Origin of the sequence: Streptomyces sp. NPDC015130, assembly GCF_043080005.1 — a bacterium.
In the GTDB taxonomy this organism is placed as follows: domain Bacteria; phylum Actinomycetota; class Actinomycetes; order Streptomycetales; family Streptomycetaceae; genus Streptomyces.
Map to the genome: position 1 here is coordinate 408346 of NZ_JBIBVC010000007.1, position 14548 is coordinate 422893.

The window sequence follows — 14548 nt, forward strand, 5'->3', positions numbered from 1 at the left end:
ACCCGGCGTGGTGCGACGGGGTCGTCCTGCTCGCTCTGTACGCCGACCCGCCCTCGAGGTCACCGGAATGTCCGCGCGCGGAATCGTCCGCGTGCGGGCAACGGGCAGGTCTTCGGACTCGCGGGCACGTCCTCACGGGGGAGGACACCTAGTGGCCGTCGCTTCCCAGGCCCGTCACGGGCCCAGTGCTGTGTGACGGCGGTCGTTCCCGCTCACCGCTGCGGGGCAGTCCCGGATTCCCACCGGGTTCCCTCTTACGACGCATCCCGTCCGGCTGACGGGGCGAACCAGCTGCACCGGCAGCGTAACCCGGCCCTCCGGCTGCGCGCACGCAAAAGGGCCCCGGGACCGCGCAGGGCCCCGGAGTCCGTCAGGTCACGGATGCGGACCGGTCAGCCGCCGCTCGGGCTGGGGACGCCTCCTGCCGGCCGGGGACAGCACGCCACCTTCCAGGGCAGGTCCGGCGGGCCGGAGCCGCAGGGCGGCCCGGAGGCCGTCTGTTAGGTTCCGAAGGCCCAGCGGTTCCGGCGCGGACGGGGACCTCACATCCCCGGCCGCCGGTCGAGAGGAAGAGTCGCACGATGGCCGTCATCCACCACACCACGATGCAGCCCACCAAACTGGAGCTGCTCGCCTCGTGGCTGCCCACCCGCGACTGGTACGGCGGCCGGGAGGGCGGGCCGGCCCCGGCCAAGGCGGGCGGCTTCCGGCTCGACGACCCGGCCGGCGAGGTGGGTATCGAGTTCATGGTGGTGACCGACGGCACCGAGCCGGGCGCTACCGCCTATCTGGTGCCCATGACCTACCGGGGGGCTCCGCTGGAGGGCGCCGAGCACGCGCTCATCGGCACGTCCGAGCACGGCGTCCTCGGCACGCGCTGGATCTACGACGGTGCCCACGACCCCGTGCTCGTCGGGGAGTTGTACGCCCTGCTGCGGGGCAAGGCGGTCGCGCAGCACCAGTCCGTGGACGACACGGTGGATCCGACGGTCTCCGTCACGGCACCGGCCGGGGACGCGCCCGACGCCGAGCTCGTACGGGTCGTGGACGGGGCCGACCACACCGCCGTGGTGCTGCGGGCGGACGGCGCGCCCGAGGAACTGACCCTGCGCGTACGGCGCGTCCTGCGGGCCGCCGACGAGGACGGCTCGCCGGACTCCGGCCGGGTCACCGCCGCGTGGCTGCTGCCGGACGGGAGCACCGCCCGCGGCTCGTACGTCACCGTCTAGTGGCTCGTCAGACAGCCTTGGCCGGGTAATGCGTCCAGGCGCGGATGGGTGAGTCGGGGGCGAAGTTGGTCTTCGGTTCTGCGTGAGCGTTGTGCCAGCGGATGTAAGCGGCGATGGCCGCGTTCTGCTCGTCGTGGCTGCGATGGTCGGTGCCGTTGAGCGCGAAGTAACGCAGGGCCGCGAACTCGGCCTCGATCCAGTTCAGCCAGGAGACCTTGCCCTCGCGCAGGATCCGGCGCAGGGTCTCCCGGCTGATGGCCGCGGTCACCTTCTGCTTGATGAGGTGGTCGGCGAGCTTGCTCAGGCTCCAGGTGGAGAACGCGGTGATCTTCCAGTCGGCGGGGGACGTCCGGGCGATCAGACAGATGTGCTCGCGCACCTCGTCACTGATCGTCTTGGGGGGTCCCCCGCTCCATTTTGGGGCCAGCGCATCGAACCCCCGCTCGGTGGAGGCGTGGATGACATCACGTTCGTAGTCCTCACCAACCTGCATCAACGTGGTGATGTCCTTCACCGACTGGCCCTGGGCGGACATCAGCACCACGATCGCCCGGCGGAGTTTCACCGGGTCCTTCGCGGTCCGGCTGATCCGCTGCAGCCTCCGGCCCTCGTCCATCGTGACCGGCCGGACGAACACACCCGGTCGTCGTCCCACGACCACCTCCAAGATCAGGTCTTGGAGACAGTCTGCTGCCCCACGAGCAGCAGGTCGCGCGACCGCTCTGAGCACTTCGGCTGGCGAGTCGGCGGGACGCAGTTTGCGGACAGGCCCCCAATCACACCGTCGGCGGTTCCAGGGCGACCCCGTCACGGAACCGGAACCCCAAGGCGTGAACAAGCGCGAAGACCAAGTCCTCCGCCAACGGATCACACTCAGCCACCAGGGCGGTCCTGAGCGCCACCGGGTCCGGCTGAAGGCCAGCCCCTCGGGCCCAGGCTGCAGCTCGCTCACCTACTTCGACCGAATCACCGATCCACTCACCAGGGAGGCCGTAATCCCGCGCCATCTCCGACGACAAGGCACATTGCCATGACAGGCCATCGGGACTCGCTGCCTGAACGGTCGCGAAGTCGCTGTCAACCACATGACAGACCAGGACAGAAGCTCGCGTCTCGTCAATGATCGAAGGCTCCGGATCAGCGATAGGACACGCTTGCAGGATCTGCCACTCGCCATCACGCGCCCACCACAACGGCACACAGTCCGACGCCCGCATCGCCGCCAACTCCGTCAGCGGCCGGCCGGCTCGCGCCACGATGAAAGACCCCGAGAACCCCATGACCGGGAACCATAGCCGTGATCACTGACACCGTTGATTACCCGGCCACGGCAGCGTGACAAGCCACTAGGGCGTGTTGCGAAAGTCCCGCCTGCCCGACGGGCGGCCGGCGCTACTTTCGCAACACGCCCTAGCTCGTACGTCACCGTCCACGGCGCCGCTCCCGGATCCTGCCGGACTCGCGGTGTGATCCGAAGGAAACGCCCACGGGGCTCGCAGGGCCCGTCGGGCGGGCCTCAGACCCAGTTGACCTCCGCCTTGGCGAGCAGCGGGTCGTCGACCAGCTCCCACAGCGCGACCGCGAGGTTCCCGCTGCGGTAGCGGCCGCCGAAGTGCAGACCGAGCACACGGTGGTCGGTGAGGTCGAACACGGGGGAGCCGCTGTTGCCGCCCAGCGTCGAGCAGTCGTGCTTCATCACCAGGCTCCCCGGGGTGAACTCGGTGGCCGCGCCCGGCTGGAGCCGCTTGACGTTGTACACGTCCATGAAGATCCGGCGCATCGACTCGGGCTCGTTGCGCCTGCCGTCCCAGGCCGGGTAGCCGATCACGTACACCGGGCGGCCCGGCAGGCTCGCGGGGGCGTCGGCGGCCACCGCGAGCGGGGTGGGCAGCCCGTCGGAGGCCGCGGGCTCGACCCGCAGCAGGGCCATGTCGACGTCCGGGTGGATGCCGAGGACCTCCGTGATCTCGTACGGGACCGAGGGCGGTGCCGTGACCGGGTCGCCGCCGTCCACGGGCAGCTCCTCCGCCGGGTCCACCCGCGCCGACATGCCGAACTCGAACGTCCAGCGGTCCCGGTCCGCTTCAAAACGGCTGAACTCCGCCGCCACATGACGGTTCGTCATCACCGTGCGCGGCCCGACGAGGAACGCCGTGCCGATCCAGTCCAGACTGGGATGGCCGGTCACCTCGACCCGGCCGACCCGCGCCAGGGACTCCTTGATGGCGGCCCGGTGGCCGTCGAGGACCGCCCACTCGTCGCGCTGAGAGGCGAAGTCCTGGCGCTGCACCAGGATCGCGGGGCGGCCCTGGAGGAGGACGATCGCCTCCACGCCGAAGGACTCGTCCGGTTCGAGCTCGTCCTCGCGGTGCGCCGCAAGCTTCTCCAGACCGCTGACCCCGGCCTCCAGGACCCGCGCCCGCTCGTCGCGGGCGAAGCGGGAGATCTCGGCCGCGGGCGCCACGTCGGCGGGCAGTTCGAGCGAGGACTCGGCGATCTCCGCCTCCAGGTCCGCCCGGACGCGGGCGGCGACCGCCCGCAGGTCCCCGAAGATCTCCGCGGCGCCGGTCGCGACCGGCGACCCGGGCGACCCGTTCCGTGCTCCGTTCGGCATGGTCACTCACCTCCGCCACCCGTGCGCCCGCCCGGGGCGGGCCGCCCCGACTGGCCGGCCACGATCTCGTCGTACAACTCCGGCCGGGAATCCCGCAGATGGGTCATGATGCTGCTCATCTGGGTGCCGACGTTCACGAACTTCGTCTTCCCGCCCTGGAACTCGACCTCGTCGACCTTCTGTGTGCCCCGGTGCAGCCCCACCACCGTCCAGTCGTCCAGGCAGACGGGAGAGCCGGACGAGCCGCCGCGCGTGTCGGTGAAGTAGAGGATGTCCCGCTCGTCCGCCCGGTAGACCAGGTTGTTGCGCAGGGCCACCCGCTTCGGCAGGCCCCCCGGGTGCTGGATGATGTTGACGGGCACGCGCTGGCGCTCCCGGACGAGCAGCGGGCGCGTGGCGACCTTCAGCGTCGGCCGCGGTGCCTGCTCGGCGGCGAGCCGCACGACGGCGTAGTCGAGGGCCTCGTCCCAGGCCGCCAGTTCACCGGCGGTCACCTCCGGGGAGGCCGTCGCGTTCTCGACGAAGTCGAAGCGGGAGCGGGACATCAGCGCCTGGAGCCGCAGATCCTCGTCGCTCACGAACGGCCGCACGCCGGACTCCCACGAACGCGCCATCACCACATGGTGGTTGGTGATCAGCAGGCCGGGCGCGACCATCCACCCCGTGCCGCCGTGCGGGTACGAGGGGAGGAGCGGCGACCCCGACTCGTACGGCGGGATCCTCAGCAGCGCGACGGACGCACCGGCCCGGATGCCGCCTTGGAGGAACTCGTACGGCACGGTGTCGTCCTGGAGGACGATCTCCTCCTTGAACTCCCCGGGCATCATCTCCGGCGGCAGGGAGGCCTCGCCGGCGATCTCCCTGGCCACGGTGTCGAGCGCTCCCTGGAGAACGGCTCGCGGACCCTGCTCGTGGGTCTGCTCGATCGCGTTGTGCAGCCAGATCTCCAGGGGCACGAGGCCGTCGATGAGCCGCTCGACCTGGTTCATCGCGTTCAGATCGGCATGGGCCTGCTCCAGCGGGTCGCTGAGCGGCTGGAGGGTGGCCGTGAAGTGCGCCGGGATGCCCTTGAGCAGTGCGGGCCGCAGCGCCCGGTCGGCGAGCCCCGCCTCCATCGCGGCGTTCCGGACCCGGACCAGCTCCTCCTGGGGCAGGAAGGGCTCCTTGCGCAGCGCGGCCCCGGCGGCATGGGGCGGCGGCTGCGTCCACAGGCCGGGAGGCGGCGGGGACGAGAGCGGGGCGGCGGGCATCCGGACGGTGGCCGTGGGGCCGTGCGCGGCCGGGCCGGCCTCCATGGCGGAGGCGACCCCGAGCAGCAGGTCCCCGCTGCCGTCGCGGAGCGTGAGGGCCTGCCGGGCGACGCTGTCCAGCGTCCCGCGCCGCCGCGCCTCCCGCAGCGCCCGCTCGATCCGCTCACGGCCCATGCGGGGCGTCTGCCTCCCCCCGCCCCGCGGCGCCGCTCCCCACGTCGCCGGTGCGAGGTCCGGGGGCTCGCCGGCCGCCGCGTCCAGGATGCGGGTCAGGGGCTCGCACAGCCGCGGCTCGTCGTTCATCGTCGTGTCGATCCAGTGGGCGAGCTCGCCCACGACCGCGTCCTCGTCCGCCGGGAGCCCCACGAGCCGCAGCGTGTGCTCCAGCAGCTGCGGGTCCGCCCGGCAGGCTGTCGCGGCCGCCGTGCGGGCCAGGGACGGCTGCCGCGCCAACTCCGCGTCGGGAATCCCGCGCAGCGTCCGGGCGAGCCGCGCCTCCGCCGGGGCGGCGTCGCCGTCCGCGAGGGCCGCGAGCCGGGACCGGGCGACCAGGACGCCCAGGGACTCGTACCGCAGGCCGAGACCGGCCGCGATCTCCTCGGCCTCCTGGAGGTCCCGGTCCGCGTCGGCGAAGTCCCCGGCGTCCTGCGCGAGCCGCGCCGACAGCTGGAGCAGTTCGAGCTGGGTCTCCCCGCAGCCCGCCTCCGCCGCGCCGGCCACGGCCCGCTCGGCGCCCTCGCGGGCCTCCGCGCCCCGCCCCGAGCGGGCGAGGGTCTCCGCGAGCAGCGCGTGGAGCCTGCTGCAGGGAGTCCACGGCCGCCGCCCGGACAGCCGCTGCGCCGCCGCCTCCACGTACCCCTGGGTGAGGAGGTCCTCGACCTCGCGCGCGGCGATCCGCTCCCAGTCCTCCTGCTCGGCCTCCGTCATGATCTGGTCGGGGACGTGGCCGCCGATCAGACCGAGGAGGAAGGCCGCCGACCGGTCCGGCATCTCGCGGTGCGTCGAGCCGCCGAGGTACGGGGTCACGCCCTGCTCCCAACGGGCCTCCACCGTGCGCGGGTTCTCGCCGAGGCGGAGCCGGTGGTAGATCTCCTCGGCGCGGTCCCGCGGCCCCTCGCGGGCCGCGTAGTACGCGACGGCACGCCGGTCCACGGCCCGCATCAGATCGGTGCGCGCGCGGTCCGAGAGGCGCAGCATGATGGCCCGCAGGTCGGCCCGGTGCCGGATGGCCTCGGGGCCGGCCGACTCCATCAGGTCGACCCGGGAGGTGAGCAGCCCGTAGAGGCGGCGGGCCTCCGCCGCGGTGTCGACCCGCAGCCCGGCCGGTCCGGCGAGGACGTGCCGCACCAGCTCGGGCGTGATGAAGCGGAGCGCGAGCCCCGCCTGGACCAGGGCCCGGACGTCGTCCTCCGCGATGTGCTTGAGGATGCGGTCGTACAGCGTGCCCTGGATGAGCATCTGGTCGACCTGGCGGTCGAAGTAGCGCCGCCGGTACGGGAGTCCGCGCAGCAGCTCGCCGAGTGAGGTGGAGTCGCCGCCCAGCGCGACCGCCGTGCGGGCCGCCAGCCTGAGGCTGAGCGGATGGCCGCCGATCCGGTCCACGAGGCTCTCGGCGACCGCCTCGTCCGTCACGCCCGAGGACAACAGCAGCTCGACGGAGGCCTGTTGGTCCAGCTCGGTCAGCTCCATCGTCCGAGGGGCGAGGACCCGCGCCGGGTGGTCGACGGGCGCGCGTCCGGCGACGACGAAGCGCAGGCGCGAGTACGCGGCGCGCAGCGCGGTCCAGATCGCCCACATGCGGCCCATCACCGGCGAACCCCGGTACTGGGCCTCCTCGAAGGAGTCCATGACGATCAGGAAGGGCGGGGCCTGCGCGGACCCGCCCCGCGCGGGCCGGACGGCGTCGGCGACGAGGGCCGCCATCCTGCGGGCCAGTTCCTGCTCCCGGGCGCTGGCCCGGGCGTGGAAGTCCGCCGAGTAGTCACGGCCGAACGTCGCCCGCGTCGTGGAGAGCTGGTACAGCTCGTCCAGTTCGTTGCGCTCGCCGCGCTGCACCGCCGCCGTCCGCTCGCACTCGTCCGCCAGGGCGTCGAAGGCGGCCCGGTGTCCGGGGTGCTGGATGCCGAGCTGGCGTGCCGTCTCCGCGATCACGGTGGCGGGTTCGTGGATGGAGAGGGTCGGACGCTCGAAGTCGAGGTAGGCGAAGGGGAACCGGGTGGGGGCCTCGGTCAGCGCGTCGACGAGGAACCTGGCGAGCAGCATGCTCTTGCCGATGCCTCCGACGCCGTGGATGAGGACGGGGGGCTCGGCCGGCTCCTCGGGGAGCGCCAGATAGGCGTGCAGGGCGTCGAGTTCGGCGGCGCGGCCGTGGAAGGTCCCCTGGAGGAGCCGGTGCATCGGCTGGAGCAGCCGGGCCTCCTCCAGGCGGCGCTGGACCTCCTCGGCGGGCGGGAGCCCGGTCACGCCGGGGACCCGGCCGAGCCACAGGACGGCCTGGAGGGTGTCGCAGAGCTCGTCGACCACCGGTCTGCCGGTGAGGGCGGAGACGCCCGTCGTCGGGGCGGCGCCGCGCGTGCCCGCGAGAGTGCGGGGTCCGGCGCCGGTGAGCAGGCCGAGGGCGGTGCGCTCGGGGCCGGGGCCCTCGGGCCGCAGGCCGATGTTGGCCCGCAGGGCGCGCAGTGCGGCCTCGGGGCCGGCGAGGCCCGCGAGGGCCGTCTCGCGGATCTCGGGCTTCAGCGTCCAGAGCGTGGCCTCGGTCGACGGCAGCGCCGCGCAGTCGTCGACGAGCTCCAGGACCGCCCGGCCGGTGGACCCCTCCTCGTCCGGGAGCCGCAGCAGCGCGGGGTCGAACTCCTGGAGCAGGCAGGCCGCTTCGCGGTAGGACCTCCGGAGGTCGGGCAGGGCGGGGGCGGGGGCCGCGAGGCTCGTGCGCAGGGCGTCGCGGAGCTGGTGACCGGCCTCCCCGGGCGAGGGAGGCAGCGGGGCGAACGCCCGGTGCAGCCGTACGACGTCCTCCACCGCCGTGCACAGCCGGCGCATGTAACTCTCCTCGGCGCCGGGGCGGTCGACGGCCCGCAGGACCTCCGACACGGCCGTCTCGGTGAGGGTGCGGACGACCTCCTCGTCCTCCTCGTCCCGGTGCACGGCGGTGAACTCGCCGAAGAACTCGCGGAAGAACGCCCGGAGATCGTCGCCGTCCAGCAGGCGCGTCGTGTCCCGGCACTCGTTCTTGCGGATCTCGTAAGGGAGTTGGCGCATGGCGGTCGAGTAGCCGAGGAGGACCAGGCGGGGCACGGTCTCCTTCCGCACCGGGGTGTGCTCGTAGACCGCCCGGGCGAGGACGCCGACGCAGTCCCACACGTCCGAGTTGGGGTCGAGGCGGTCGCAGTCGTCGAGGACGATCCAGAAGCTCTCCTCGGCGGCGGTCGCCCGGCCGACGATCCGGTGCGCGGCGTCCTCGAATGACGGCAGTGGATCGTTCAACCGTGTCGGGTTCAACGAGACTTCGTCGGCTCCGGGACCCGCGACGAAGGCGGCCAGGCGCTCCATGAGCCGCGCCGCCGTCGACGTGCGGGACAGGGTGACCCGTACCGGCCGGAAGCCGTGGTGCTGGCCGAGGTGCCGGAGGAACTCGTACGTGTAGGAGCGGCCGCTGTGCGGGGGGCCGTCGACGACGAGGACCGTCTGCTCCGGGTCGGCCAGGAAGCCCCGGAGCTTCTCGCGCAGCTCCGAGCGGTCGAGGAAGGCCGCGGTGCCGTGCTTCAGGAGCTGACTGTCGAAGGGGTCCCGCGGGGAGCGGTCGAGCCGCTCGTCCTCCCGCAGCCGGGTGAGGAGGTTCCGCGCCTCCGCTCCCTGCTCGAAGGCGTGCGGATCGTCGATCGCCGCCAGCGCGTCGAGCCCGGAGAGGACCGCGAGCAGCCGCCGCTGGTGGGCGATGTCCCGGCGGGCCGCCCCGACCACGAGCAGCGCGTTGCGGTCGGGGTCGGGGGTGAGCGGCAGGTCCTGGACGAAGTCGGCGGGCAGACCCGCGCGCAGCAGGCTCTCCCGCGGCTCGGGTGTGTCCAGGAGATGGGCCCGTACCCAACTGGCGACGAGCCCCCACTCCGTCTCGGTGAGCGGCATAGCGCACCTGTCCGGCGAACTGGCTGGTCCCTCTCATCGTTTCACCGGGCGGTACCGGTCGCAATCGGTGCCGGGCGGCCGCCGGGACCCCCGGCCGACCGGCCGCCGGGACCCTCGCCGACCGGCCACCGGGACCCCCGGCCGACCGGCCGCCGGGATCCTCGCCGACCGGCCGCCGGAACTCTCGCCGACCGGCGACCGGGACCCTCGCCGACCGGCCGCCGCACCCCTGGCGGTGAGCCGGGGGACGCCCCCGCGATCAGGGGTGCAGCACGATGTCCCCGTACGACTCCAGGCGCCGCCAGCGGTCCTCCGGCCCGCGCGCCGGCGGCAGGACGTCCACGTCCGGCAGCGGTCCGAACTCCAGCTCGGTGATCTCCGCGATGTCCGAGACCGGTACCTGGTACGTACGGAAGGGCCCCAGCGGCGGTGGTGCGCCCGCCGTCGCCCCCGCGAGCGCCCGCTCGGCGTCCCGGCTCAGGTCGGGGCTCTGGTCGAGGACGTACGCGGCGGCGGCGAGCGCCCCGTCCTGCATGAACGCCGCCACCTTCCAGAACCGCAGCGGCACCTGGATGCCCCGGTAGGGCGGGTCGGAGTCCTGGAGCACCGGGCCCGTGAGGACCGTCAGCTTGCGGTCGAACTCGGCGGCGTGGTCGAGCAGGTAGTTCTCCAGGCCCTGCCAGAGCTGCCTGCCCTGGTTGAAGACGTCCGCCTGCGGGGCCGCGTTGGTGAAGTGGAAGGTGTCGGTATTGGCCCGGGCCGCCACGGCGGGCGAGCCCCAGACCGGGTCGAGGCGGCGGACCAGATGGCCGCGGTCGAGGCTGTTGTTCCGGTAGATCTCGTCGCCGGCCTGCTGGTCCTCGGGCAGCCGGGGGTCGAACTCCCAGACGTCGTCCCGGGGCATGTCCTCGTGGAGCTCACGCCCCTCGATGCAGACCGCGGTCGAGGCGGCGAGCCGCCGGTCCGGCCGGAAGACGACCGTGAAGTGGGTGTACGGAAGGATCACCGTCCCGATCGTGTCGCGGACCGGGAGCGGCAGCGGCACGGCCGGGCCGAGGAAGGTCTCGTCGTAGCCGGCGCGGTCGCCGAGCGCGTCGTGACGGGGACCTCCGGCGGGGAGCGGGGGATCGGAAGGGTTCATACGATGTAAGTACCGCGCGGAGGGGATCGCGTTCGGCGCCGGACCGCAGGCCACTCGATCAGCCGCCTCCGACCGCCGCCGCCCCCGGCGCCCTTCCCGCCCCGCTCCCTTCCCCCGTCCACCCCTTCCCTCCCCCCGACACACGACCCTCCCGACACCCGTCTCCCCCTCACACATCTCCCCTCACACGTCCCCTCACCTCCCACCCTCCGCACGAGGAGGCACCCCATGGCCACCGGACTCTCCCTGCACGTCGGACTCAACGAGGTCGACCCCGCCCGGTACGAGGGCTGGGCGGGCACCCTGGTCGCCTGCGAGAACGACGCCCACGACATGGCGCGGATCGCCCGCACCGCCGGATTCGAGACCACCGTCCTGCTCACCCCGGAGGGCACCGTCGCCAACGTCACCTCCGTCCTCGGCGAGGCAGCCTCCCGCCTCGGCCCCGGGGACATCCTGCTGTTCACCTATTCGGGCCACGGCGGACAGGTGCCCGACGAGACCGGCCCGGACGCCGAGCCGGACGCCCTCGACGAGACCCTGGTCCTCTACGACCGCCAGTTCCTCGACGACGAGGTGCAGCAGACCTTCCGTGCCTTCGCCGACGACGTCCGGATCGTTGCCTTCTTCGACTGCTGCCACAGCGGCAGCAGCATCGAGATCCCCGGCGGCGGCGAGGACGACCGGGGCCGCTATCTGCCCGAACCGCAGCAGCGGCAGCTCTACGAGCGGGACCGGGGCTTCCTGACGGAGCTGCGGCGCTCGCTCGCCGAGGACGCCGCCGGGGACGGGGCCGCCCCCGACGCCCTGCTCGTCTCCGCCTGCCAGGACAACCAGACCGCGTCCGACGGCGACGTCAACGGAGCCTTCACCGCGGCCCTCCTGGAGGCGTGGGACGGCGGCGCCTTCCGGGGCGGCTACCGGGCCTTCCACCGCGCGATCCAGCGCAGACTGCCGCCCACCCAGAGCCCGAACCTCTATCTGACCGGCTCGCCCGGCCCGGAATTCGTGAACCAGCGGCCGTTCACGGTCTGAGCGCCGTCGCCAGCTGGGCGCGCGAGCGGACGTCGAGCTTCTGGTAGATCCTGGTCAGCCGCGCCTCGACCGTCTTCACGCTCAGGTACAGCTTCGCCGCCGCCTCCTGGTTGCTGGCCCCCTGACCCACCAGCCGGGCGAGCCGCAGCTCCGCCTCCGTGAGGGTGGAGAGCGCCGGCAGCGTCTCCTCGCCGCCCGAGCCGCCGCCCGGGCCCTCGCCCGCCGCGCCCGCCGGGGTCTCGCCCGCCAGGGCCAGCCACGGCGCCGCCCCGGCCCGCTCGAACACGGACGCCGCCTCGTGCAGCGCGCTCTGCGCCGCCGACCTGCGCCGCCTGCGCCGCTCCACCCGGGCCAGCGCGATCAGCGCCCGGCCGCGCTCCAGCGGCAGCCCGGCGCGGCCGAAGCGGTCGGCCGTCCCGGTGAGGAGCTCGGCCGCCGCGTCCGTACGCCCCTCTGCCGCGAGGCAGAGGGCGTGCACGCGGTCGCAGCCGAGGAGGACGGTGTCGCGTCCGAGGCGCTCCGCCACCGGCCGTACCTCGGCGAGGACCGCGAGGGCCTCCTCGCCGGCGTCGTTGGCGAGCAGCGCCTCGGCCAGTTCCTCGTGCCAGCGCAGCATCGACGGGTCGACGGTCGACTGGGCCCGCTCGTCGGCCTGGACGCGCCGGAGCGTCTCCAGGGCGGCGGCCACGTCCCCGTTGACCAGCTGGACCCGGCCGAGGGCGTACCGGCTGCGGGAGAGGAAGACCCGGTCGCCCTCCTCCTCCGAGGCCTGGACGCTGCGGCGGGCGTAGCTCGCGGCCCGCGCGAAACTGCCGCCGGCGGTCTCCGCGAGCGCCAGCGCGTACCAGGCGGGACCGGGCGAGAGGCCCGCCTCCAGGGTGAGGGCGAGCGACTGCCCGGCGTGCGCCAGGGCCGCCCCGCACGGGCCGAGCCGGGACTCGATCTCGGCGAGGGTGCTGAGGAGCTCGATGGCGTCCTCCACCGTGCCGCGCCGCTGCACCAGCGGGAGGAGCGCGCCCAGTTCGTCACGGGCGTCCGTCAGCCGTCCGTCGAACAGGGCGTGGCGGATCGTCAGGATCTGCGCGGCGTTGCGGATGCCGAGCGGCCGCTCGGCCAGCTCCAGGGCCCGGGCCTGGGCGAGCACGGCGTCGGTGTCGGGCGAGCCGAGCGCCCGCTCCATCCGCGCCTGCACGGTCAGGGCCTGGGCGGCCGTGCGCGGATCGCCCATCGAGGCGGCCAGCGCGGCCGATTCGGCGGCGGCCGTCCGGGAGCGCTCCGGATCGCCGTCCGCGAGCACGTACTTGACGGCCAGCCGGAGCTGTACGGCGGCGCGCAGCGCGGTGTCGCCCTCGGAGTCCTCCATGGCGTGCACGTACATCTCGTCGAGCCCGGTCAGCCCCTGGCCGGCCGTGTCGAGGACGGCGAGGCGCGCCCTGACCCGGTCGGCGGGCGCCGCGTCCCGGGCGAGGAGGTCGGTGGCGGCCCGCATGGCGAGATCGGCGCGTGCCGCGCGGGCGGCCTCCTCGGCGGCGTCGACGAGCCGGGCGATCCGCCGCGTACCGTGCCGGCCCGGCGTCGACTCGGCCGCGAGCAGCGCCAGTTCGGCGGCGAGCGCGCTGTTCCCGCGGCCCCGGGCCAGATCGGCGGCGGCGGCGACCTCGGCGGCGAGGTCCTCGTCGGGGCTGTCGGTCGCGAGCGCCCGGTGGCGTACGGCCTCCACCGGGTCGTCGACGACCTCGGCGAGGGCCGCGTGACCGGCGCTCCGCTCCGACCAGCAGGCGTCGTGCACCAGGGTCGAGGGCAGCAGCCCGGCGGTGAACGTCACCGAGCCGTCCTCGGACAGCGACACCAGTCCCGCCCGCTCCGCCGCCGCCAGGTCGGCCTCCGCGGTGGGCCGGCCGGCCCGGCGCACCAGGGTCGCCGAGGGGCGCAGCGCCAGCGCGGCGAGCAGCAGCGTCTCGCGTACGGGGAGGGGCGCGGCGCCCAGGAGCTGGCGGGCGAGGTCGCGGGCGCGCCCGGTGAGGGTGAGCGCCTCCGCGTGGTGGACCGGGGTGCGGGCGTCGGCGAGCGAACGGCCCACGGCGAGCGCGAGCCGCGGATTGCCGCCGCTGGCCCGGTGGATGCGGCCGGCCATCCGGGAGGGCAGGCGGTGGTGGATGAGGAGTTCGGCGATCTCGTCGGCGTGCAGCGGGGGGACGAGCAGGACGTCCGCCTCCGAGGGCACCCAGAGGTGCGTGGCGTGCGGGTCCTCGGGGCGGAAGGCCGCCCGGTGGCTCTCGCCGTACGGCTCGTGGTCCCCGCCGTACGGCTCCGGGGTCTCGACGGCGACCACCCGCAGCGCGGGCGGGGCCAGATGGAGTGCGAAGCGCAGCAGGTCCGCGCTGTCCGCGTCGATGTACTGCACGCCGTCGACGACGAGCAGGACCGGGCCGCGGCCGGCGAGGGCGCGCAGGATCCGGGCGATGCCGAGGCGCAGGGCGATCGGGTCCCAGCCGCCCGCGTCGACGGGCGCCTCGCGGCAGAGCATGGCGACGGCGGTGCGCTGGGGGCCGGGCAGTTCGTCGAAGACACCGGAGGCGAGCACCCCGGGCGTGAACGGCGCGGCGGCGAACGGATCGGACACATCGGACTGATCGGACTGGCCGGAACGGCCGGACCGGTTGGACCGGTGCGACGGATCCTCGGGATCGGAGAGGTCGGGTACGGGAGTGCCGAGGCCCGCCCATGTGACCGTCGCCGCCACGGAGGCGACGAGCGCGGCGGCCGCGGCGCCGGGTATCTCGCGGTCGGAGGGGAGCGTCGCGAGCCAGAGGACGGTCTCGCCGCGCGCCTCCGCGCGGGCGGCCTCGGCGAGCGCGAGCTCGGTCTTGCCGACGCCGGCGGGTCCGGTGAGGAGGGCGCGGCCCCGCGTGTGCAGGACGCGCTCCAGCCGGGCGAGGAGTTCCTCGCGGCCCACGGGTGCCGGTGGCCCCCCTGTGCCGGCGGGGCGCAGGGGGCGCTGCGGTGCTGTCGTCACTGTCCACCACCTCCGGCCCTCGGGCCCCCGGCCCAAGAGCCCCGTGCGCAGAGAATACGGAGCCCCGCCGTGGAGTCCAGGCCCCTTGTCCGGCATACGGACACGGCGTCCCTGCCCGGCCTGCCCCCAACACGCCAGAAC

The 14548-nt window shown here is 74.1% G+C and carries 7 protein-coding genes and 1 riboswitch; of the genes, 2 read left to right on the forward strand and 5 right to left on the reverse strand.

The genetic code is table 11. The features are described 5' to 3' along the window. Nucleotides 1-85: 85 nt before the first annotated feature. A riboswitch (cobalamin riboswitch) is annotated at nt 86-307 on the reverse strand. 274 nt (nt 308-581) lie between these two features. Beyond that, nucleotides 582-1229, forward strand: coding sequence for a 1,4-alpha-glucan branching protein (locus ACF08F_RS18005; protein ID WP_392299459.1), 648 nt, complete (start codon nt 582-584; stop codon nt 1227-1229). 7 nt (nt 1230-1236) lie between these two features. Here ACF08F_RS18005 and ACF08F_RS18010 read toward each other — a convergent pair whose 3' ends face one another. The 4 genes from ACF08F_RS18010 to ACF08F_RS18025 form a co-directional block, all read right to left on the reverse strand. After that, nucleotides 1237-1884, reverse strand: a complete 648-nt coding sequence (locus tag ACF08F_RS18010) for a transposase (RefSeq protein WP_392299460.1) — start codon at nt 1882-1884, stop codon at nt 1237-1239. Nucleotides 1885-2745: 861 nt separating this feature from the next. After that, nucleotides 2746-3843, reverse strand: coding sequence for a trypsin-like serine peptidase (locus ACF08F_RS18015; RefSeq protein WP_392299461.1), 1098 nt, complete (start codon nt 3841-3843; stop codon nt 2746-2748). Between the two features lie 2 nt (nt 3844-3845). After that, nucleotides 3846-9215: a trypsin-like peptidase domain-containing protein gene (locus ACF08F_RS18020; protein WP_392299462.1), complete on the reverse strand. Its 5370-nt coding sequence runs from the start codon at nt 9213-9215 to the stop codon at nt 3846-3848. Nucleotides 9216-9474: 259 nt separating this feature from the next. Next, nucleotides 9475-10356, reverse strand: a complete 882-nt coding sequence (locus ACF08F_RS18025) for a DNA/RNA non-specific endonuclease (protein ID WP_392299463.1) — start codon at nt 10354-10356, stop codon at nt 9475-9477. A gap of 228 nt (nt 10357-10584) precedes the next feature. Between ACF08F_RS18025 and ACF08F_RS18030 the strand changes: the two genes are divergently transcribed. After that, complete coding sequence (locus ACF08F_RS18030; RefSeq protein ID WP_392299464.1) at nt 10585-11391, forward strand: caspase domain-containing protein; 807 nt, start codon at nt 10585-10587, stop codon at nt 11389-11391. Here ACF08F_RS18030 and ACF08F_RS18035 read toward each other — a convergent pair. Continuing rightward, nucleotides 11381-14407 (reverse strand): AAA family ATPase, encoded by a 3027-nt coding sequence (locus ACF08F_RS18035; RefSeq protein WP_392299465.1) that lies wholly within the window; start codon nt 14405-14407, stop codon nt 11381-11383. The two genes, ACF08F_RS18030 and ACF08F_RS18035, sit on opposite strands and share 11 nt — an antisense overlap. Nucleotides 14408-14548: the final 141 nt, after the last annotated feature.

Excerpts from the sequence above, each read along its gene's own strand:
- ACF08F_RS18005 (WP_392299459.1), top strand. The coding sequence starts at position 582 with ATGGCCGTCATCCACCACACCACGATGCAGCCCACCAAACTGGAGCTG.
- ACF08F_RS18020 (WP_392299462.1), bottom strand. The coding sequence starts at position 9,215 with ATGCCGCTCACCGAGACGGAGTGGGGGCTCGTCGCCAGTTGGGTACGG.
- ACF08F_RS18030 (WP_392299464.1), top strand. The coding sequence starts at position 10,585 with ATGGCCACCGGACTCTCCCTGCACGTCGGACTCAACGAGGTCGACCCC.
- ACF08F_RS18015 (WP_392299461.1), bottom strand. The coding sequence starts at position 3,843 with ATGCCGAACGGAGCACGGAACGGGTCGCCCGGGTCGCCGGTCGCGACC.
- ACF08F_RS18025 (WP_392299463.1), bottom strand. The coding sequence starts at position 10,356 with ATGAACCCTTCCGATCCCCCGCTCCCCGCCGGAGGTCCCCGTCACGAC.